Annotated in this window: 10 protein-coding genes; all 10 read left to right on the top strand. The window is 71.3% G+C overall.

Translation table 11 applies throughout. The annotated features are described in order from the left end of the window. Positions 1–61: 61 nt before the first annotated feature. From AB0E07_RS04150 to AB0E07_RS04105, 10 genes are read left to right on the top strand one after another with little or no spacing between them, the layout of a single operon-like run. Entirely contained in the window at positions 62–391 is a 330-nt protein-coding gene (locus AB0E07_RS04150; protein WP_362246190.1) for a phosphopantetheine-binding protein, read from the top strand. A gap of 3 nt (positions 392–394) precedes the next feature. After that, positions 395–5,008, top strand: coding sequence for an SDR family NAD(P)-dependent oxidoreductase (locus AB0E07_RS04145; protein ID WP_362246188.1), 4,614 nt, complete (start codon positions 395–397; stop codon positions 5,006–5,008). Beyond that, positions 5,005–8,313: an amino acid adenylation domain-containing protein gene (locus tag AB0E07_RS04140; protein ID WP_362246186.1), complete on the top strand. Its 3,309-nt coding sequence runs from the start codon at positions 5,005–5,007 to the stop codon at positions 8,311–8,313. The genes AB0E07_RS04145 and AB0E07_RS04140 overlap by 4 nt, the downstream gene beginning before the upstream one ends. Then, positions 8,310–15,839 (top strand): amino acid adenylation domain-containing protein, encoded by a 7,530-nt coding sequence (locus AB0E07_RS04135; protein ID WP_362246184.1) that lies wholly within the window; start codon positions 8,310–8,312, stop codon positions 15,837–15,839. The genes AB0E07_RS04140 and AB0E07_RS04135 overlap by 4 nt, the downstream gene beginning before the upstream one ends. A 26-nt stretch (positions 15,840–15,865) precedes the next feature. Further along, positions 15,866–17,140 (top strand): MFS transporter, encoded by a 1,275-nt coding sequence (locus AB0E07_RS04130; RefSeq protein WP_362246182.1) that lies wholly within the window; start codon positions 15,866–15,868, stop codon positions 17,138–17,140. 37 nt (positions 17,141–17,177) lie between these two features. Next, positions 17,178–18,248, top strand: a complete 1,071-nt coding sequence (locus AB0E07_RS04125) for a VOC family protein (protein WP_362246180.1) — start codon at positions 17,178–17,180, stop codon at positions 18,246–18,248. After that, positions 18,248–19,357, top strand: a complete 1,110-nt coding sequence (locus AB0E07_RS04120) for an alpha-hydroxy acid oxidase (RefSeq protein WP_362246178.1) — start codon at positions 18,248–18,250, stop codon at positions 19,355–19,357. The genes AB0E07_RS04125 and AB0E07_RS04120 overlap by 1 nt, the downstream gene beginning before the upstream one ends. Beyond that, the gene (locus AB0E07_RS04115) at positions 19,351–20,643 is read left to right on the top strand and encodes a PLP-dependent aminotransferase family protein (RefSeq protein WP_362246176.1); all 1,293 of its coding nucleotides are present in this window, start codon (positions 19,351–19,353) and stop codon (positions 20,641–20,643) included. Before AB0E07_RS04120 ends, AB0E07_RS04115 begins: the two co-directional genes overlap by 7 nt. Next, a complete protein-coding gene (locus AB0E07_RS04110) occupies positions 20,624–21,364 on the top strand; it encodes a 4'-phosphopantetheinyl transferase superfamily protein (RefSeq protein ID WP_362246174.1) in 741 nt (246 codons plus the stop codon). Before AB0E07_RS04115 ends, AB0E07_RS04110 begins: the two co-directional genes overlap by 20 nt. Next, positions 21,361–22,050 carry a hypothetical protein gene (locus AB0E07_RS04105; RefSeq protein WP_362246172.1) on the top strand — a complete coding sequence of 230 codons (690 nt, stop codon included), beginning with the start codon at positions 21,361–21,363 and terminating at the stop codon, positions 22,048–22,050. Before AB0E07_RS04110 ends, AB0E07_RS04105 begins: the two co-directional genes overlap by 4 nt. Positions 22,051–22,178: the final 128 nt, after the last annotated feature.

Here is a 22,178-nt window from a genome sequence, read left to right as displayed (position 1 = left end):
GGGTCACTCGTTTCTGCGGCGTGCTAGTCGATCACCGCGACGGAAACATGAGGACCACACCATGCGCGGCATTGCGTCACGACGAAAGGTTGGTCTGGTGGCCATTCCCCGGGAGCGGTCAGAGGTGCCGGAAACCCTGGCACGGATCTGGTGCAGGACATTGAAGGTGGACTCTGTCGGCGTCCACGACGACTTCTTCGGACTGGGTGGCAACTCACTCTCGGCCATTCGCGTCAGCATGCTTGCCGCGAAGGAGTTCCACGTCGAGGTGTCGGCCGCCGATCTGATCGCCGACTCGCTCTTCAGCTCCATGGTCGAGCGGATTCGGACGGCCGTGCAGCACGCCGAGAACAGAGAACTGGCAAGCACTTCGATCGGAACCGAGGCCTGACCCATGAGTGACGCACAGCAGTCCGTGGACATCGCGGTCGTCGGCATTTCCTGCAAGTTCCCCGGTGCCGACGGGCCCGAGGAGTTCTGGCGGAACATACGGGACGGGGCCGACTCCCTCACCCGGCTGACCGATGAGGACCTCGTCGCGGCCGGAGTGGACGAGGCCCTGATGAAGGCGCCCAACTACGTGAAGGTCGCCGCGTCCATCGACGACATCGACATGTTCGACGCCGGGTTCTTCGGCATGAGCCCTCGCGAGGCGGAGCTCATGGACCCGCAGCAGCGGCTCTTCCTGGAGCACTGCTGGCGCGCCATGGAGGCCGGCGGCTACGCCCCCGACCGGACCGAAGTTCCCGTTGGCGTTTACGGCGGGGCGGGGGTCAACTCGTACATCCACCAGATCCGCGCCAACGCCGAGGTACAGGCGCGAAACGCGGACGGCGGCAATCTGCACGACGTCGGATCCGTGGAGAACGACCTCGACTACCTCACCACGCGGGTCTCGTACAAGCTCAACCTGACCGGCCCCAGCGTCAACGTCAGCACGGCCTGCTCCACCTCGCTGGTCGCCGTGCACATGGCTGTGCAGGCGCTGCGCACGTTCGAGTGCGACATGGCGCTCGCCGGTGGTGTGGCGGTCACCCCGCCCCTGAAGAGCGGCTACCTCTACCAGGAGGGAGCCATCTCCTCCTTCGACGGGCTGACCCGTAGCTTCGACGCCTCGTCGACCGGAACCGTGCTCGGCGCGGGCGTCGGTGTGGTGCTCCTGAAGCGGCTGGAGGACGCTCAGCGGGACGGGGACGTCATCCACGGCGTCATCCTCGGTTCCGCGATCAACAACGACGGCTCCGACAAGGCCGGCTTCACCGCGCCGGGCATCCCCGGGCAGGCCGAGGTGACGGCGAACGCCCACGCCGTGGCGGGTGTCTCCGCCGACACGATCACGTACCAGGAGGCGCACGGCACCGGCACGCTCATCGGCGACCCGATCGAGGTTCAGGCCCTCAGCCAGGCCTACCGCGAGACCACCGACCGCCGGAACTACTGCGCGCTGGGCTCGGTCAAGGCCAACATCGGGCACATGGACACTGCCGCGGGTGTGGCGGGTCTCATCAAAGCCGTGATGGCGGCCAAGCACGGAGTCATCCCCCCGCAGATCAACTTCGAGCAGCCCAACCCGGGTCTCGGTCTTGAAGAGAGCCCCTTCTACATCACCCGCGAGGCACGGCCCTGGGACCTGCCCGAGGGCATGCCGCGACGGGCCGGTGTGAGCGCCTTCGGGTTCGGCGGAACCAACGCCCACGTCGTCGTCGAGGAGCCCCCCGTCCGCGGCGACGAGGCCGACGAAGTGGCGGGCACGGACGACGGTGTCCGGCTCGGAACGGACCACACCGATTGGCAGATCCTGCCGGTGTCGGCCCGCAGCGGGGAGGCCGTTGAGGACTACCTCCGCTCCCTCGCAGACCGATTCGCCGAATCCGGGCACCCGGACCTCACGGTGCACGGCGCCGCGCGGACACTGCAGCGTGGCCGCTCCCGCTTCGGGCACCGGGCCGCCGTGGTGGCCCGCAACCGTGAGGAGGCGGTCGAGGCCGTCCACTCGCGGGCGCAGACCCCCGCGGTCCGGGCCATGCCGGGAGCGCCGGCGTTCCTGTTCCCCGGACAGGGCTCGCAGTACGCCCGGATGGGACAGGGACTGTACGAGGAGCACCCGACATTCCGGGCGGAGTTCGATCGCTGCGCCGAGCTCTTCCGCGCGGAACTCGGCGTGGACCTGGCGGAGCTGCTGCACACCCCCGAGGACGGCCAAGGCCTGCACCCGGTCAATGAGACCTGGCTGACCCAGCCGGCCCTGTTCGCGGTCGAGTACGCCCTGGTCCGCACACTGGACGCACTGGGGATCCGCCCGCAGGCGATGATCGGGCACAGCCTCGGCGAGATCGTCGCGGCCACCGTGGCGGGCGTCTTCACGCTCGAGGACGCCGTACGGGTGGTGGCCAAGCGGGCCGCCCTGATGGAGGCCGCCCCCCGAGGGGCAATGCTCGCGATCCCGCTCCCGGCCGAGGAAGTGGAGCCGCTGCTGCCGGCCGACGTGGAGATCGCCGCGTACAACGCCAGGCGCCTGGTCGTGGCTTCCGGCACCGAGGAAGGCATCACCGTGCTGGCCACGCGCCTCGAGGCCGCAGGGGCACGGCCCCGTCGGCTGCGTGTCTCCTGCGCCAGTCACTCGGCGCTGATGGACGAACCCGCCCGGGAGTTCACCGAGTTCCTGCGGCGCGTCCCCATGCGCTCGCCATCGATCCGTGTCATGTCCAACGTCACCGGGGACTGGCTGACCGCGGCGGACGCACAGGATCCCGAGTACTGGGGACGCCATTTGCGCGGCGCCGTCCGCTTCACCGACGGCATCGCCCGGCTGCTGGAGTCCGTGGACGGCCCGCTGCTGGAGGTCGGCCCGGGCAAGGGACTGCTATCACTGACGCAGGGCGCGGCGAGTGGCGCCGATCTGCCGCCGCTCGTCCCGACGATGCGCCACCCCAAGGACACCGAGGACGACACACGCACGTTCCTGACCGCCGTCGCCCGGCTGTGGGAAGCGGGCACCGAGCCGGACTGGTCCGTCTGCGGTCCGCGTGACGTCAGCAAGGCGGAGCTTCCCACGTACCCCTTCCAGCGCGAGCGGTTCTGGATCGACGCCTCCCCGGAGGAGGAGGTCGAGTTGAGCCGGCGCCTGATGGAACGGGAGAAGGAGCCGGGCAAGTGGTTCTACGTGCCGTCCTGGCGCCGCACCGCGGCGGCGGGCCGGCTCGCCGAGCACCGGCGGCTCGACTCGCTGAAGTCGGTCCTCCTGGTCACCGACGGCTCCGGCGACGCCGGGCGGATCGCCGCCCGTCTCACCGAGCGGCTGGCCGTCCGGAGCGTCGGCTGCGTGGAGTTCGCCGACGCCGGAGGGTACCTGCGGCAGAGCGAGTCCCGCGTGGAACTGGGCACAACCGACCCCGTGCACCTGTCCCTCGCCCTTGACGAGGAGGAGGCGACCGCCGACTCCACCGCGGTCGTCCTCCTGGCCGGCCGGGGAACCGACACGTCCGGGATCCCGCACTCCACCCGGACCCTGCTGACGCTGGGCAAGGTCCTGGGCGAGAAGCCCGTCGCCGGGCAGCTGATCGTGATCACCGAAGCCGCCTTCGACGTCACCGGCACCGAGGCCGTCTCGCCCCGGGACTGCCTGCTGGAGGGCATGGTCCGGGTGCTGCCGCGGGAGATCCCGGGGCTGTCCTGCCGGCTCGTCGACACCGACCCCGCCGAGGGCGACGAGGCCGTTGTCGCGGCCGTCCTCGAAGAGCTCCTGGTGGATGAGCCGGACGCGACCATCGCCTACCGCTCGGGCCGCCGCTGGTTCCGGGGTGTGGAGCGGATCCACGTGCGCGAGGAGGAGGTTCGCCACCCGGGTGGCGCCCGGGCACCCCGGACCGGCGGTACCTACCTGGTCACCGGTGGTCTCGGCGGGATCGGTCTGTCGCTGGCGGAGTTCCTCGCCCGCGAGTACCGCGCCAACCTCGTCCTGACCGGCCGAGGCGCCTTCCCTGAACGCGATGCCTGGGAGTCCTGGATCGCCGAGCACGGCTGGGACGACCGGACCAGCCGCCGCATCGACAAGCTTCTGCGGATGGAGCAGCACGGCGCGCAGGTGCTGGCACTGCAGTCCGACGTGTCCGACGCGGACCAGGTGGACGCCCTCATGCGGCTGGTGGACGAGCGCTTCGGGCGGCTCGACGGAGTGGTCCACGCCGCAGGCCTTCCCGGCGGCGGCCTGGTGCAGACTCTCGAACCCGGTGCCTACCGCGAGGTGCTGGCGCCCAAGGTGCAGGGTTCCCACCACCTGCTCACCGCGACCGAGGGCCGGGACCTCGACTTCCTGATGCTCTTCTCCTCGCTGAACGTCGTCGACGGCCGGTTCGGTATCGCCGACTACACCTCGGCCAACGCCTACCTGGGAGGGCTGGCCCACAGCTGTTGGCGGCAGGGCCGTACCGAGGTCGTCAGCGTCGACTGGACCGGCTGGCGGGACCTGGGCATGGCGGTCGACGCCGGAGCGACCGACGAGGGCAACGACGAACTGCGCGAGATCGAGCGGCTCACAGTCATGTCGGAGGCCGGCATGGCCTCGTTCCTCACGGAGGAGGAGGGTCACGCGGTGTTCCTGCTGGCACTCGCCGCCGGGGTGCCCCAGACTCACATCTCCACGCAGGACCTGAACGCCGTGGTCGAGCAGGGACGCCGTCTCGACGTGGCCACCGCCCTCGAGCTGCTCGCCGGAGCCGACCGGGGAGCGGCCAAGTACCAGCGGCCCGACCTGGAGACCGACTACGCCGCTCCGGCCGACGACCGGGAGAGGTTCATCTGCGAGACCCTGCAGATGCTGCTGGGCATCGAGCAGGTCGGCGCCTGTGACGACTTCTTCGCGCTGGGCGGCAACTCGCTGCTCGCGTTGGACGTCACCTCCCGGGTCAACAAACGCTTCAGCACCGACGTGTCCGTGGCGGCGTTCCTGGCCGCGGCGAGCGCCCGGGCACTCGCCGGGCTCACCGCGGAGCGGACGGAGGCCAGGTGAGCGCCCAGTCGGCCCCGGCCACCGGTGCCCCCCGCCTTTTCCCGGAGGCGGCGGGCATCCCGGCCTCCGGGACACAGGCGGGCCTGTGGTTCATCAACCAGACGCGCCCGGATGTCCCCCTTTACAGCGTTCCGCTGGTCCTGCGCCTGACCGGCGAGCTGGAACCCGAGGCCGTGCGGGAGGCGCTGCACGCCCTGCCGCAACGGCACGACCTGCTGCGTCTGCGTTTCGCAGTGGGCCCCGAGGGGGCCGTACTGGTCCCCGCCGATGGCGGCCCCGATGTCACTGTCCTGGACCTGCGGGAGCGGCCGGACGCCCCGGCTGCCTGGGAGGCCGTCCTCCAGGACTTCCTGCACCGCCCACAGGATCTGGGCGCCGGGCCGGGCTACCGGGCCGTGCTCGCCTCGCTGGACGACCGTCGGCACATGCTGGCGATCTTCCTGCACCACGCCTACCTGGACGCCCGCTCCGTCGAGGTGCTCCTGCACGACCTCGTGGTCGAGCTGGGGTCCGGGACGCCACCGGACCGCGCGCCGGTGCCCTACCGGAGGGTGGCTGAGTGGCTTCGTGACAGCGCCCGGGGTCCCGCGGGCGAGGCGAGCCGCGCCTATTGGCGGGCGGAACTCGATGAAGCCGCCGACTTCCGGCTGCACACCGACCACGACCGCCCGCAGGAACGCTCCCACGCCGCGGGCTGCCTGCGGCGGCGCGTCCCGGCGGAGTTTATGACCCGGCTCGAACGGTTCTGCCGGGAGCAACGAGCCACACCGTTCATGGTGTTGGCCTCGGCCTACGCGGTGGCACTGGCGTCTTGGCAGGGCGTCGCCGAGGGCGCCGATCCGGTGATGTCCGTGCCGCAGACGCTACGACGGGAGGAGTGGCTTCAGGACGTCGTTGGGCCGCTTCTGAACAGTGTGCCGCTGCGCGTCCCGGTGAACTGGACCGGCACGTTCCATGAGCTGCTGACCACGACCCGTAAGCAGGCCGCAAAGGCCATGCTGCACGCGACCATCGGCCAGGACGAGATCCTGGCGGCTTCCGGCCGGGCGAGCGGCAGATCCGAACCCCCGTTCACCTCGGTCGCCTTCCAGGTCTCCGAGGAAGTGCCGCAGACGTTCCGGGCCGAGGGCCTGGTCGTGGAGGACCTGCTCGTCCCTCCCCCCGTCATCGACCTGGACCTCACCTGGGACGTGCGGCTGGACGAGGACGGCGGATCCCTCGTGGTTGCGTACGCCGCCGAGTTGTTCCTTCCCGGCACCGTGGAGCGGCTGGCCGACGAGTTCCTGGCGCTCACCGAGGCGCTGATGGCGGCACCCGACGTTCCCCTGTGCCAGGTGTCCTGGCGCGGCGAGGAGGACACCGCCCGGGCCTGGGCCCGGGGCGAGGGAGCGCCGCTGCTGCGGCCGCCCGGGGCGACGGTGGACGAGGTGTTCCGGCAGGCGGTCGCCGCGCATCCGGACGCGCCCGCCGTCGTCGACGGCACGCACACCTGGTCCTACGCCGGACTCGATGCGGCCGCCGAACTGGTCGCGGCCCGGCTGCGGGACTCGGGCGTGCCCCGGGGCGCGGTCGTCGCACTGGCACTCCCGCGCAGCCGCACGACCGTTGCCGCGATGCTGGGTGTCATGCGGGCCGGTGCTGTCTACGCGCCGCTCGATCCGGACGAGCCGCCGGCCCGAACCCGAGCCGTCGTGGAACGGGTCCGGCCCGCTGTCGTCCTGGCGGACGACAGCACCGCCGAAACGGCCGGCGCCCTTGGACGGCCCGTCGTCCTGGTCCCGGACGAGGCCCCACCAGCCCGGAGCCCCCGCTCGGCCGCACCGCCGGAGCAGCACGGTGTCTCCCCCGACGACCCGTGCTACGTGATGTGCACCTCGGGGACGACCGGTGAGCCCAAGGCATTGGAGATCACCCACCGTGGTGTGGTCTCGCTCGCCCACCGCCCGGCATTCGCCCCCATCGGGCCCGAGGACGTCGTTCTCCAAGTGGCCCCGGTGCACTTCGACGCGTCCACCTTCGAGATCTGGGGGGCCCTGCTCAACGGCGCCGCCCTCGTCGTCGCGCCGCGCACCCGGCTGACCGGCCCGGAGCTCGCCGAGCTGGTCGAGGAGCACGGTGTCACCGTCCTACACCTGACCGCCGGGCTGCTGCGCGTGGTGGCCGACGGCCACAGCCGGTGTTTTGCCGGGCTGCGCACCCTGCTCACCGGCGGTGACGTCGTGCCGGTCCAGTCGGTACGCCAAGTCATGGCGGAACATCCAGGGCTATGCGTGGTGGCCTGTTACGGGCCGACTGAGAACACCACGTTCTCCATGGTGGCGGTCCTGGACCGGCCTCCCGCTGACTTCGTCCCGCTGGGCGTCCCGCTGGCCGGCCGCAGTGCCCACCTGCTGGATCCGTGGCTGCGGCCCGTACTGGACGGAGCCGTCGGCGAGATACACGTGGGCGGAGCCGGGCTGGCGCGTGGATACCTCGGTGACGCGGCGGCCACGGCCGACAGATTCGTCGACCACCCCGTGCGGCCGGGCGAACGGCTCTACCGCACCGGTGATCTGGCGCGGTGCCGACCGGACGGGACCTGGCAGTTCCTCGGACGCCGCGACCACCAGGTGAAGATCCGAGGGGTGAGGGTGGAACCCGCCGAGGTGGAATCAGCGCTGCTGCGCCACCCCGGTGTCCACCGATGCGTGGTGCTGCCCCGGGGCGCGACGGGCGACCTGTCCCTGACCGCCTACGCCGTGGTCCGTCCCGGCACGGCGGTGGCAAGCCTGCGCGAGCACCTCCTCGGTCTCCTGCCCGTCGCACTGGTGCCCACCGGCTACGTCCTGCTCGACGAACTCCCTCTGACCCCGCAGGGGAAGGTGGACGCCAGCCGCCTCGGCCGGCTCCCCCTCACCACGGTGGCGGAGGACGTGACTGCGGAGCCACTCGGCCCCACCCAGGAGAGGGTGCGTGACGTCTGGTGCGCGGCCCTGCGGCTCGAGGAGATCTCCGTGGGCACCGACTTCTTCGAAGCCGGAGGGCACTCGCTCGCCGCACTGGCCATCGCCGGCCTGCTGGAGCGTGAGTTCGGCCGACGGGTACCGGTCTCCGAGGTACTGCGCCGCCCGACGGTACGCGCTCTCGCCGCCTGGCTGGACTCCGACAGGCCGTCGTTCGCCACGCCATCAGAGCGGCCCCGGCCATCAAACAGCCTCGGGCTGGCCGCGGACATCGCCGCAGCCAATGAGGAGGAACTCGCCGTGCTCCAGCGGCTCGTCCCGGGCTACGACTCCGCCCTCACCACGGAAGGTTCCCGCTCATGATCGCGTCCGCCCCCGGGCAGCCTCCGCGTGCCGCCACGGTTTGGCCGCTGACCCCGCCCCAGCAAGCCCTGTGGTTCCTGGACAACTTCAACCCCGACAGCTCCTTCTACGTCATCAGCATGGGTCTTGTGCTGCGCGGCCGGGTCGACGAGACGGCGCTGTTCAACGCTCTGTCGGACTGCGTCGCCCGTCACGAAGCGCTGCGCACCCGGTTCCTCAGCCTGGGCGGACGCCCCTACCAGGTGTTCTCCGAGGATCAGCCCGTCGACCGGACGGTCACCGACCTCTCCAGCGCGGACGACCCGCTGTCCCGGGCCCGCGACTGCCTCGACGAGCTGTCCGAGGCCCCGTTCGACCTGACCGCGCAGCCACCGATCCGCACCCGGCTGGTGCGGATCGCCGAGGACCACTACGTACTGCTGCTCGTCGTCCACCACATCGTCTTCGACGGGTGGTCGACCCAGGTATTGCTGTCGGACCTTGCTGACGCCTACCGGGCGCGGGCCGCAGGCGGGACGCCGCGGTTCGCCGCTTCCGGCGCCCGTGTCGGCGAGTACGCCGCCCGGCTGGCCGCTCAGGCCGGGGTCGGAATGGATTCCGAGGAACTCGCGTACTGGCGCGAGACGCTGCAGGACGCTCCCCGGCTGGAACTCCCGGCCGACTTCCCCCGGCCCGCCCACCGGACGTTCGCCGGCGCCGTGCACACCTTCCACCTGGAGGCGGAGACTGCGGCGGCCGTGCAGGACATCGCCCGGCGCTTCGGCACCACCGCCTTCACCGTGCTCGGCACCGCCTTCACCCGGCTCATGGCCCGGCTCTCGGGCAGCCAGGACGTGGTGATCGGTGTGCCCCTCGCCGGGCGCACCGACGCCGACACGCTGGGTGCGGTCGGCTTCTTCGCCAACACGCTTCCCCTGCGCATCGACCTGGCCGGCGTGGAATCGTTCCAGGAGGCCCTCGAGCGCCACCGCACGGCTCACCAGGAACTCCTCAATTGGCAGCACGTGCCCTTCGCGCAGTTGGTGGAAGCCCTCAAGCCGAAGCGCCGGGCCAACCGGAACCCGTACTACGACATCTGCTTCCAGTACCTGCCCGCCCCCGCCCAGGGAACCGACTTCGGCGGTCTGGCCCTCGAGTCGCTCGGCGGCGGGCACACCACGGCACAGTTCGACCTGAGCTGCGACATCCAGCAGGCGGGGGAGCGCCTGCGGGTGTACTTCGAGTACAGCAGCGAGCTGTTCACCGAGGTGACGGTCCGAGAATGGGCCGACGCGTTCACCGGGCTGGTGCGGGAACTCGTCACCGAACTCGCCGGGTACCGGCCCTCGCGCACTCCGGCTGCCGCCGTGGCGCCGCCCCGGAGCGCCGACGCGCCGGTCCACAAGGGTCTGGCGGACATCCTCGCCGCCCAGGCGCTGTGCCGGCCGCACAGCGAAGCGGTGCGGGACACCCGGCAGAGCATGACCTTCCAGCAGCTGCACGCGGCGGCGGACCACTACGCCGCCGTCCTGGCCGCCCGTGGCATCGGCCGCCACGACACCGTGAGCGTGCTGGCGTCACCGTCGGTCCAGCAAGTGGCGGCAGTACTGGGCGTCCTGCGGTCCGGAGCGCTGTATGTGCCTCTCGACCCCCGGCTACCCGCCGAACGCCTCGCGGGCATGGCGGAGGCCGCTCGATGCCGTCTGGTGCTGCACGACGGCGCGGCCCCCGAGGCGTCGGCCGCGCTCGCTCTTCCCCTGCTGTCCTTCGAGGAGGCGCTCGGCGAGCCCGGGACCACGCCCGTCGCCACGCCGTGTACGCCGGACGACCCGGCGTACCTCATCTTCACTTCCGGCAGCACCGGTCGTCCCAAGGGCGTCCTGGTCCCGCACCGGGCGGCGCTCAGTCTGGCGCAGGCCGCCGCGGCCGTCTACGGACTGACCTCGGCGGACACCGTGCTGAACATGGCGTCGCCGGCCGTCGACGTGTCCGTCGAGGAACTCTTCGCTTCCTGGGAGGCCGGCGCGGCGGTCCTGGTACGGGGTTCCGACATCGGCGACCTCACGGCTTTGGTGGAGGAGGAACGCCTCACGGTTCTGAATCTGCCGGCCGCCCTGTGGCACGAGTGGACGCGCCAGGCCGCTGCCGGGGAAACCCGGATACCCGCCGGACTGCGCCTGGTCGTCGCCGGCAGCGACCGCGTGGATCCGGCGCGGGTGCGTCAGTGGCACGAGGGCGTCGGTGCCGGCGTCCGACTGCTGAACGCCTACGGCGTCACCGAGGCCGCGGTCACCTCCACCTGGTACGACACCGCGGAACTTCCGCAGGACGCCCCGTACACACCGCACGTGCCGATCGGCAGGCCGCTGCCGAATACCGTGGTCCACGTGCTCGACGAGAACCGGGAGCCGGTACCAGCGGGGATGCCGGGCGAGCTGTACATCGGCGGTTCCGGTATCGCCCTCAGCTACCTCGACGCCCCTGAGGAGACGGCCGCCCGCTTCCTCCCCGACCCCTTCCGCGTGGGGCACCGCATGTACCGCACGGGCGACCGGGTCAGAATGCTCCCCTCGGGGGCACTGGAGTTCCGCGGCCGCCTCGACAACCAGGTCAAGATCCGGGGCACCCGCATCGAACTCGCCGAGGTGGAACGGGTCGCAGGCGAGACGCCCGGCCTCGGCGGCTTCGTGGCCGACCTCCGCACGGACGAGCAGGGGAACCCGCGCCTGGTGGGGTACCTGCAGATGGCCCAGGAGGATTCCGCCGCCCTGCTCGACGAGGCCCGGGTGGACGAGTGGCGGCAGGTGCACGACGCCGAGGTGTTCAACGAGGTCGAGGAGGACCAGGACGCGGACCTCAACACGAGTGGCTGGATCAGCAGTTACGACCTCAGGCCGATCCCGGCGGAGGACATGGCCGAGTGGAGGGACGAAGCCGTCGCCCGGGTCAAGGAGTCACCGGCGCGCAGAGTGCTGGAGATCGGCTGTGGCACCGGCATGATCCTGCTCGCCATGGCCCCTCACACCGAGACGTACACGGGCACCGACATCTCCCCGCGCGCCCTGCGGTACGTGGAAGCCCAGTTGCCGGCCGCCGGTCTCGACGACGGCAGGGTCAGGCTGATCGAGGCACCGGCCCACGACCTCTCCGCAGTGGCCGACGAGCGGTTCGACCTCATTGTGCTCAACTCGGTGGTGCAGTATTTCCCGACCGCGCGTTACCTGGACGACGTGCTGCGCCAGGCCTGGCAGCTGCTCGCACCCGGGGGCCGGATCGTCGTCGGTGATGTGCGCGACGCGACACTGCTCCATGCGTTCCACCTGTCCGTGTACCTGTACCGCAACCCGGAGGCAAACGATCTGCGCGGACTGCTCGACAGCGTCGAGGAGGCGGTGGAGAACGAGAACGAACTTTGCCTCGCTCCGGACTGGTTCCACGCTCTCGGAGACCGGCTGCCGGGATTCGGCCTCGCCGAGGTCCGGGCGAAGTCGGGTCGGGCCGAGACGGAGATGAACGGTTTCCGCTTTGACGTCGTCCTGCACAAGGCCGGCGGGGACGCGGCATCCCTTACCCCTACGCGCCTGGTCGACGGCACGGACCTCACGCTGCCGCGCTTCACCGCACTGCTGCGGGAGATCACCTCCGACGGCCTCCTGATCCGGGGCGTGCGAGACGTCCGTGCGGCCGCCCACACCACCCTGCACAGGGCGCTGACCGACCCGCGCTGCGCCTCGCTCGACAACGGTCTGCGCCAGTCGCGGGAAGGGTTCGCCGGGGTGCATCCGGCCGATCTGGAGGCGGAGGCGCAGCGCGGGGGTCTGGCGATCGCGGTCTCTTCGGCGGGCAACGGTCTTCTCGACGTCACTCTCGCCCCTGGCCTCCTTCCGGCGCGAATCCTGTCGGTCCCGCAGGACCGGCAGAGCGATGGCCAAACCGAGGGCGTCGAGGACTTCGCCAACCGGCCGCTCCGCTCGGCTCTTCGCCGGGACCTTGTGCGTCGGGTGCGCGGACTCATGTCCCGGAGGTTGCCGCAGGCCATGATTCCCAGCCGTATGGTCTTCGTGGAGGACTTCCCGCTGACCGTCAGTGGCAAGGTGGACCGCTCCCGCCTCCCAGAGCCGGCGCGTGCGGGAGCAGGTGCTGGTACCGCCCGGCGGCTGCCCACAACGGCGCAGGAGCGTGCGCTCGCCCGGGTGTGGGAGGAGGTGCTGGGCGTGGCCGCGCTCGGGGTCGACGACAACTTCTTCGAGATCGGCGGCGACTCGATCAGCTGGCTGCGGATCATCTCGCGGTGCTCGGCGCAGGGCATCGCCCTCACCGCCCGTGACGTCTTCCAGCACCAGACGCTCCGCGAACTGGCGGCCGCCGTGTCGGAGCGCCAGGCCGCACCCGGCGACGGGAGCCGCGCGCGGAGCACCACCGACGTCGAGGAGGAGCCGGCCGAGGCCGCACTGACCCCGATACAACAGTGGTTCTTCGAGGCGTTCCCGGCAGGCCGTGACCGGCAGACGCAGACCCAGTGGTTCGCGGTCGCCGAAGGTTGCGACCTGTCGGTGCTACGGCAGGCGGTGCACGATGTGACCGAGCGGCACACCGTGCTGGGCGGAGTGCGCTTCACCGGCTCCGGCAAGAGCCGGCGGCAGGTGGCCGGACCCGTTCCCTCAGCCGCAGAGCTCGCGATGGAGGAGGTCGTGCTCGCGGAGGCTGGCGAGGTGCGCGACCGCATGCTGGCCGAGGCCACCGAACGGGCGCAGGACGGACTGTCGGTGACGGACGGCCCGCTGCTGCGCATGGTGGTGTTCCGCACCCCGGCCGGCGAGGAGGACCTGCTCTTCTGGTGCATCCACCACCTGGTGGTCGACGCCGTCTCCTGGCAGATCCTCACGGAGGACCTCGAGGCTGTGTTGCGGGCGCGCCGCGCGGGGCACCAGCCGGAGCTGCCCGCGACCGGGACGTCCTTCCTGGCCTACAGCCGGTGGAACCGACGGGCCGTCGGCGCCGTCCCAGACCGGGAACGGCAGTACTGGCGGGAGGTGGACCGGGTCGGCGCGGTCGAACTACCGCTGGTCCATGCCGGGAGGCCCGGTCGTTACGGGGACGCCCACCGGCTGGTCCGTCGGGTGCCCCTCGCCGAGACCCGCACCAGGCGCTCCGGTGAACAGGTGCTCGCGGGCTGCCTGAACGCACTGCGCCGCTTGTTGGCCGACGGAGCCGACACGTCTCCGGCGAGTGTGACGCTGGAGTTCCACGGCAGGCCGACCGGCCAGGACGCTCCCGAGGTGGCACGCACGGTCGGCTGGTTCACCGCGCTGTTCCCCTTCGTCCTGGAGGATGAGCCGGTCACGCGGACCGCCGTCCGCCTGGCCCAGGTGCCCGACGGCGGGATCGGCTACGGACGGTTGCGCCAGGAAGCGGGGCAGCCGCTGACCGGCGGTCGCGGCGGGGTGGTCGTCAACTACCTCGCCGACGGTGGCGAGGAGATCACCGAGGCAGGGCTGCGGCCAGTGCCGGCACCGTCCGCCCCGGTGGGGCACGACGTGGACGCCGCAGCGGTGATGCCGTTCGCCGCCGAGGTCAACTTCTCCCTCGGGCAGGACGGCACATTGACGGCCGGCCTGGTGCTGGACGACCGCTACTTCGACGCCGCCGCGGCCGGTCACTTCGCCGACCGGTTGGCAGGCGCCTTGGGCCGGGCGTTCGGCGCACCCTTCTCTCTGCTGCCCGAACAGTCGTTGCGGTCCCCGGCCTACGCCTCGCTGCGGGCCGAACTCCGGCCCGAGGACGCCTTCCCGCTCGTCCCGATGCAGCGGGTCATGCTGAATCGGCACCTGCTGGCAGGCAACCACGACGCCAACTACAACGAGTGCGTCCTCACGCTGCGCGGCCCCCTCGACGGTGACCTCTTCCGGAAGGCCTGGCGGGCGCTGGCGCGGCGGTTCGACGTGCTGCGTACCTCCGTCGAGTGGGAGTCGCTGCCCGAGCCGCTTCAGATGGTTCACCGGACGCCGTCGGAGGCCGTGGCCTTCCTCGACTGGACGGAATTGTCACCGGTGCAGGTCAGACGGCGGCTCGCCGCCCTGCTGGCGGAGTACCGGGCCGCGCCCCCGGCCCTGTCCGGCACGCCGCCCTTCCGGCTGGTCCTGGTCAAGACCGGGCCGCGGGAGGGGCAGCTGGTGTGGACCGATCACCACATACTGCTGGACGGCTGGTCGTCGTCCTTGCTGACAGGTGAACTCCTGCGCGCGTACAACTCGCTGGCGCGAGGTGTCGAACCCTTCGCGGATGAGGCGCCCGCCGTCTCGTACGGCGCCTTCGTGCGCTGGCTGGGGGAGCGGTCGACCGAGCGGACCCGCGGCTTCTGGCGGGAGGCGCTCGGCGGGTTCACCAGCCCCACTCTCCTGCCCTTCGACGTCCCCCCACCGGCGTTGTCGGCCCACGCGGACGACTACGCGGAGCACGAGACCACGCTGTCCGGGAACGACCTCGCCGCACTCCGGTCGCTCGCCCTCCGTCGACGGACGACGCTGGGGACCGTACTGGCCACGGCCTGGGCCGCTCTGCTGCACCGCAACTCCGGAGATGCCCGGGTGACGTTCGGGGTGTCGCTGAACGGTCGTCCGGCGGAGCTGGGCGACGTCTCCGCGATGGCGGGTCTGTACCTCACGACGCTTCCGCTCGCGGTGGACACCGACACGGGGACGTCACTGGACGGGCTACTGAGCACCGTGACCGAGACATCCTGGAAACTGGGTGAGATCTCGGCGGGCGAGTCGCTGGCCGACGTCTACGAGGCGGCCGGGATCCCGTTGAGCCGCACCCTGTTCCACAGTGTGCTCGTCGTGCAGAACTTCGGTGGGCAGGCCTCCGACCAGGGGACGGACGCCGACGCCCTCCGGGTGGGGTCGGGGCAGGGCAGGCTGCTCACCGGGGCGCCCTTGAGCCTGGTGGCCGTTCCGGACATGGGCATGCTGCGCCTGGTCTGGGACGAGCGGGTGTTCGCCACCGAGACCGCCGAGCTGCTGCTGGGCCAGTACACGGACATCCTGAAGGAACTCGGGCAGGCTTCCGGGCGGCTTCTGGGGGAACTGCCCGCGCCCGTCTTCACACCACGGCCCGTCAAAGCGGGCTCCCAGGCGCCGCATGCCGTGGCCGACACGGGGGTGCCGCCGCAGGGGGCTCTCGAGCAGCGCATCGCGGACGTCTGGCGGGAGGCGCTGGGAACGGCCGCAGTAGGTCGTGCGACGAGCCTGTTCGAGGCCGGCGCGAACTCGATGACGGTCACCCGACTGCACGCCCGGCTGTGCGAGGAGTTCGAGGTGACGCTCTCCGTGGCGGACCTCTTCCGCCACCCGACCGTGGCGGCGCAGGCGCTGCTTCTCGCCCCGGCCACCCCGTCGAGCCGGCAGACCGAGCGCGCCAGGGACGACGCCTCGGCGGGTGCACGGGGTTCCAGGCGCCGGGCCGCCCTGGCACGGCGGGGCCCACAGCGCCGGCCGGTCAGGACGCGGACGGAGTCCGGTTCGAGCTCCACGACCGACGCGTCGTGACCAGGTATCAGAGATGGAAGGTTGATGTGAAGACGGAGATACTCCGCCCGCTCGGTCTGCCGGCGTTCCGGCGAGTGTGGTTGGGACAGGCGCTCAGCACCGTCGGTGACGGCATGTTCGTGGCGGCCCTGGCCGCGGCTGTGCTGGAGGACCGGTCCGGCTCCGACCTGGGGCTGGTCCTCGGCGCGGAGAGCCTCGCCCTAGTGGCCGTCGCGCTTGGCGGAGGCGTACTGGCCGACCGGCTGCGGCGCTCCCGGCTGATGATCGCGTCCGATGTGCTCCGACTGCTGTGCGTCGTGGGATTCGCTCTCGGGGCGGCGTCGGGGCCGCTGCTGCTGGCCGCCGTCCTGGCGGCAGGCATGGGATTCGGCAGTGGCCTGTTCCGCCCCGCCCACCGCGCCCTGCTGCCCACGCTCGCCCCCGGGCTGCTGCCGCAGGCCAACGCACTGCTGTCGGCCACTTCCCGCGTCGCCATGATCGTCGGTCCCGCCCTCGGCGGGCTGCTGCTTGCGGTGAGCAGTGCCCGTACCGCGTTCTGGATCGATGTGGCCACGTTCGCCGTCAGCATCGTCGCTCTGTTGGGGATTCGGGACTCCCGTCCCCAGCGGGAGGAGCGCACGAGCGTACTGGCCGACGCCCGAGACGGGTTTCGAGCGGTCCTCGACCGGCCGTGGGTGGCCGCCATCATCGGTCAGGGCACTCTCCAGCTGATCCTGGTCATGGCACCCATGCTGGTTCTGCTCCCTATCCACCTCTCCGCACAGGGGCAGATGGACCAGTACGGGCTGATGCTGGGGCTACAGGCGGCGGGCTCCGCGATCGGCGGGCTCGCCGTCGGTGCCCGCCCGCCCAGCCGGCCCGGCACCGTGGGAGTGCTGGGATTGGGGCTGGGCGCGGTTCAGCTCGTCTGCATGATGACCGGGGCGCCGATCCCGTGGCTGGGCTTCTCCGTCCTGCTCACCGGCCTGGGATACGGCCTCTTCGGTGTTCTGTGGGCCAGTGCGCTCCAGCGTTCCATCCCGGACGAGTTGCTGGGCCGAGTGTTCGCGGTGGAGATGCTCGGCACCTACGCCCTGGAGCCCGTTGGCCTCGCACTGGCTCCCCTGGCGGCCGATCTGCTCGGTCTGCGGGCCGTCCTGACGGTCGCGCTCGTGGCGCTCGCCGTCACCACCGTCGTGCCGCTGTTTGTACCCGGGGTGCGGTCCTTTGCCGACCCCGCTCCCGCCGCCCCCGCGGAATCCACGGACGCCCGGGACTCCGGGCAGGCCGGGCCCCGGTCCGGGGCCACCACCAACGGCTGAACCGATCGTGAACCGATCGTCGAGCAAGGGAATGATCATGGAGATATACGGGATCGATCACCTGGAATTGTTCGTCTCCGACCTGGAGCGGAGCCTGGAGGTCTTCCGGGACGGCTACGGATTCCACGCCGTGGCCGCCACGTCCCCGCCGGAGGACGACCTCACTGGCCGCCGGTCCGTCCTGCTCCGGCATGATGGCGCCCGAGTCGTGGTGACCGCCGCGACACGTCCGGACAGCGAGGTCGCCGTGTTCGTCGCCGAGCACGGGGACTGCGTACGCGACATCGCGCTCCGGGTGGACGACGTGGCGGCCGCCTGTGAGGCGGCGGCGGTCGGCGGAGCGGCCCTGGTTGCCGCCCCGTCCACCTGCGGCGACATCACGTCCGCGACGGTTGCCGGGGTCGAGACACTCCGCCACACCTTCCTCTCGGGAATCGGTGCGGACGGCCTGCTGCCCGGCTTCCACCCGCTCCCGGAGGGGCCCCCGACCGCCGGACCGATTCGGGAGATCGACCACGTGGCGATCTGCCTTCCGGGCGGCACGCTCACCCGGACCGAAGCCTTCTACCGGGACGTTCTGGGGCTGCGGCGGACGTTCGTCGAGACCATCGAGGTCGGGGACCAGGTCATGGAGTCGCTGGTGCTCCAGGGAGGCACCGGGGACACGGTCACCTTCACTCTGGTGGCACCGGACTGCGCGGAGGGCCAGCTCGTCGATTTTCTCCGGGCCTGTGGCGGCGGTGGCGTGCAGCATGTGGCGTTCCGCTCCGACGACATCGTCGGCGCGGTGCGTACGATGGCGGCGCGCGGCGTGCAATTCCTGTCGACGCCGGCCACCTACTACGACGAGCTTCCCGCCCGGCTGGGCTACTCCGCCCAGGACGCGGCCGTCCTCGCCGATCTGGGCATCCTCGGCGACCGGGACCACTGGGGCGATCTGCTGCAGATCTTCACCGCCTCGCCGTTCGCCAACCGGGCGGTCTTCTTCGAGCTCATCGAGCGGCGCGACGCGCGGACGTTCGGCAGCGCCAACATCCGGGCCCTGTACGAGGCGGCCGAGCGTCTGCGCGCGAACGAACTCGTGCCGGCGGGCGGGAGGACCGAATAGTGGTACCCGCTCAGGTCGGTTCCGCGGAGGCGGACGAGCTGGAACGGGCCGCCGATGCCGTCCTGCCGCAGTCTGTCGCGGATTTCGTCCGCGGCGGCGCGGGGGACGAGCTGACCCTGGCCTGGGAGACAGATGCGTTCAGGGAGTACGCCCTGCGCCCCCGGGTGTTCGGTGGCATCGACCGGCCGGACCTCTCCACGACGATGCTCGGCAGCCGTGTCTCGTTGCCGGTGGCCGCGGCCCCCATGGCCTACCAGCGGCTGGTGCACCCCGCGGGGGAACGTGCGGTTGCCGAGGCCGCGGGGCGGGCCGGGGCACTCACGGTCGTGCCGATGCTGTCGAGTGTGTGCCTCGAAGAGGTGGCCGAAGCGGCCGCCGGCCCCTTGTGGCTCCAGCTCTATCCCCTGCGGGACCGGGAGGTCGTCGGGGAACTGGCCCGTCGCGCCGAGCGAGCCGGGTACCAGGCTCTGGTACTGACCGCGGACGCTCCGCGCCTCGGCACCCGGCGCCGCGACCTGCGCAACGGGTTCGCACTGCCCTCCGGCGTGGAACCGGTGAACCTGCCGTGCCAGGTCGGCACGGTGGCCGAAGTGGACAGGGCCGGCGCGTCGGCGATCGCCCTGCACGCCGAGGCCACGCACGACCCCACCTTCGGCTGGGCGGACCTCGCTCGACTGTGCGACCAGACCGCGCTGCCGGTCGTCGTGAAGGGAGTCCTGCGCGCCGAGGACGCCCGCCGGGCGGCCGACATGGGCGCCCGGGGGGTCGTCGTCTCCTCGCACGGCGGACGGCAGCTGGACCGCGCGGTGCCGTCCCTGCACGCCCTGCCCGAGGTGGCCGAGGCAGTGGGTGACCGATGCGAGGTCTATCTCGACGGCGGTGTACGCCATGGCGCGGACATCCTGATCGCCGCGGCGCTCGGCGCGCGGGCGGTCTTCACCGGGCGCCCGCTGCTCTGGGCGCTCGCCGTCGGCGGCGCGGACGCGGCGGCCCGGCTGTTCGCCAGGCTGGGCGGCGAACTCGAAGAGGCCATGGTGCTGGCCGGCCGGGCAAATCTGACCGATCTGGACGGGCTGCTCCAGCCGAGGAGAGGGGACCGAGCATGCTGACCACAGCGGATCTGCACCCTTCGCTCAGCGATCCGGGGCTGACTGTCATGACCTTCCTCAACGAGGCCACGGCCCGTTACCCGCAGGCCGTCTCCTTCGCCTCGGGGCGCCCGCACGAGCGGTTCCTGGAACTCAAGTCCCTGCAGACGTATCTGGAGCGCTTCCTGGAGTATCTGCGCACCGAGCGCGGGCTCGGCGAAGGCGCCGTCGCCACGGAACTGCTCCAGTACGGGGCGACCTCTGGAATCATCCGCGAACTGATCACCGCCATGCTCCTCACCGACGAGCAGGTGTCGGTGGACCCGAGGTCCGTGGTGGTGACCACCGGCTGTCAGGAGGCGCTGGTGATCACCCTGCGGGCCCTGTTCGGCGCGCCGGACGATGTCCTCCTCGTCGCCTCACCCTGCTATGCGGGGATCACGGGGGCCGCTCTGCTGCTGGGCGTCCAGGTCGAGCACGTGCCAGAAGGAGAACGGGGGCTGGAACCCGAACAGGTCCGCTCCGTCGTACGGCGCCTGCTCCGGGAGGGCCGACGGCCGCGCGCCCTGTACGTCGTACCGGAGGGAGCCAATCCCGGCGGCACGTCCCTGGAGCTCGACGCACGTGAGGAACTCCTCGCCCTGGCCCAGGAGTACGACCTCCTGCTGATCGAGGATCACGCCTATGCCGTGTTCGCACCCGTGACCAGCCCTCCCTCGCTCAAGGCCTTGGACCGTGACGGGGCGCGGGTCGTCCACATCGGCACCTTCTCCAAGTCCGGGTTCCCCGGCCTGCGTCTGGGTTACGTGATCGCGGACCAGGTGCTCCACGACGGCACGGGACCGACACGGCTCCTGGCGGACGCCCTGTCCGACGTGAAGAGCATGGTCACGGTGAACACCTCGCCCATCACCCAGGCGATCGCCGGGGGGATGCTGCTGAACTGCGACTTCAGTCTTCGCCGGGCCAATGCCGAAGCGGCCGGCTTCTATCGGGAGAACCTGGCCACCGCCCACCGCGAGCTGACCCGCGCCTTCGGCGCGCCGGGCGGGCCCGTCTCCTGGAACACGCCCGAGAGCGGCTTCTTCATGGTGGTCTCGGTTCCCTTCGAGGCGGACGACAAGGCGCTGGAGCGGTCCGCACGCGACTACCGGGTGCTGTGGACACCCATGCGCTACTTCCAGCCCACGGGCGGGGAGCGCAGACTGCGGCTTTCCCTCAGCTACCTGACACCCGAAGAGATCCGGACCGGCATCGGCCGGCTCGCCACATTCATCGAGGACGAGCGTGTACGACAGACCACGTGAACACGACGGAACGTGCCACATCTGGTGGGCCGCCGTGCACGGTGCGGCACGCAGCCGACGCCATCTGCTGTCCCCGGCCGAACGAGAACGGTCCGACACCCTGAGGCAGACCGCCGACCAGGACCGCTTCGTTGCCGGCCGGGCCTTGCTGCGCACCCTCGTGGCCAACCTGCTCGCGACGACCGCGAACCGCGTGATCGTGGGTTCGTCCTGCCCCGACTGCCTGCGCCCGCACGGGAAGCCGACCCTCCCGGGAACACGGTGGGAGGCCTCCATCTCCCACTCCGGCAACCTGGTCGCCGTGGCGCTCTCCACCGCCGGGCCGGTAGGTGTGGACGTCGAGCTGATCGACGAGGCCCTCCCGTTGGAGGAACTGCGTCCGCAGGTGCTCTCCGCGGCCGAGGCGGCGGTCCGCGCCTACGACACACCCCGGACCTTCTTCCGCGCCTGGACCCGCAAGGAGGCAGTGCTCAAGGCGATGGGGACGGGCCTGCGCGTTCCCATGACTCGGATGACGGTCACCGCGGCGGACGCCCCTCCCGCGGTGACGTCGTTCCAGGACCGGCCGGAACTGGTCGGTCGCATCCGTATGGCGGACTTGGATCCGGCACCCGGCTACTCGGCGTCCGTCGCGGTGATATCCGACGTACCCGTGCGGTACGCGGACCACGGGATCACTGGGCTGGACTCCCCGGCACTGTCTGCGGCGGAGGCACGGTGAACGGCGACGACACCACGCGGCGGGTCCTGATGGTGATGCCCGGACCCGCGCTCGTACGGGCGGCGGTGGCGGCCGGTTTCGAGGTCTGGGCGGTGGCGGACTCACTGTTCCTGGCTCCGGAGCTCCTGAGACGGACCGGAGTACCGCCGCAGCGGCTGATCCCGGCCGACCTCACCGATCCCCTCGCCCTCCGCGGACTGCTGGAGCACACCGCGCACACGTACGGGATCGACCGGCTCCTCTACGCCGAGGGGGACGTGCGTGACATGGTGCGCCCCGCCCTCGGGGCCGAACCCACGAACCGGGTGGCGGCGCGGACCCAGGAAGTGGTCAGTGACGTCGCCCGGAAGCTGGGCAGACCCGCCAGCGTCCTGCCAGGGACCGCGACGCTGCGTCGGCTCCTCGAGCAGGGCGGGTACCCGGGTCCCCATTTGGGCGGAGAGATGCCAGCAGGCCCCCTGGTCCGGGTGCGGACGCTGACCGTCGACGGAATGCACCTCGTCGTGGACATCGCCGCGCGGGAACCGGCAGCGGTCGGGACGGCCGCGCCGGCCGAGGCGGAGCGGGCCGGGATCCGAGCGACGGTGCGGGCCCTGCTGGACTTGGCGGAATACGAGCACGGGAGTGTTCGCACGGATGTAGTACTCGCCCCGCAGGGGTGTCATGTCGCGGGTGTAACGCTGTGACCACGCGTTCCTTCTCGCGGTATGGAGATGGGAACGCTTCGGGAGCGGCCTGCGGAATCGTCACGGATGTCGAACAAGGAAGTCACCGCACGGCGCCGTAACGGCCCGCACATCCCAGGGGGAGTCAA

This window comes from Streptomyces sp. NPDC048002 (assembly GCF_040653275.1).
Taxonomy (GTDB): Bacteria; Actinomycetota; Actinomycetes; order Streptomycetales; family Streptomycetaceae; genus Streptomyces.
Note: the sequence above shows the minus strand (reverse complement) of the source record. Positions and strands in the feature narration are given on the sequence as shown.

Bases quoted from the DNA above. Each gene is read 5' to 3' on its own strand.
- AB0E07_RS04145 (WP_362246188.1), top strand. From the start codon at position 395: ATGAGTGACGCACAGCAGTCCGTGGACATCGCGGTCGTCGGCATTTCC.
- AB0E07_RS04135 (WP_362246184.1), top strand. From the start codon at position 8,310: ATGATCGCGTCCGCCCCCGGGCAGCCTCCGCGTGCCGCCACGGTTTGG.
- AB0E07_RS04150 (WP_362246190.1), top strand. From the start codon at position 62: ATGCGCGGCATTGCGTCACGACGAAAGGTTGGTCTGGTGGCCATTCCC.
- AB0E07_RS04115 (WP_362246176.1), top strand. From the start codon at position 19,351: ATGCTGACCACAGCGGATCTGCACCCTTCGCTCAGCGATCCGGGGCTG.
- AB0E07_RS04125 (WP_362246180.1), top strand. From the start codon at position 17,178: ATGGAGATATACGGGATCGATCACCTGGAATTGTTCGTCTCCGACCTG.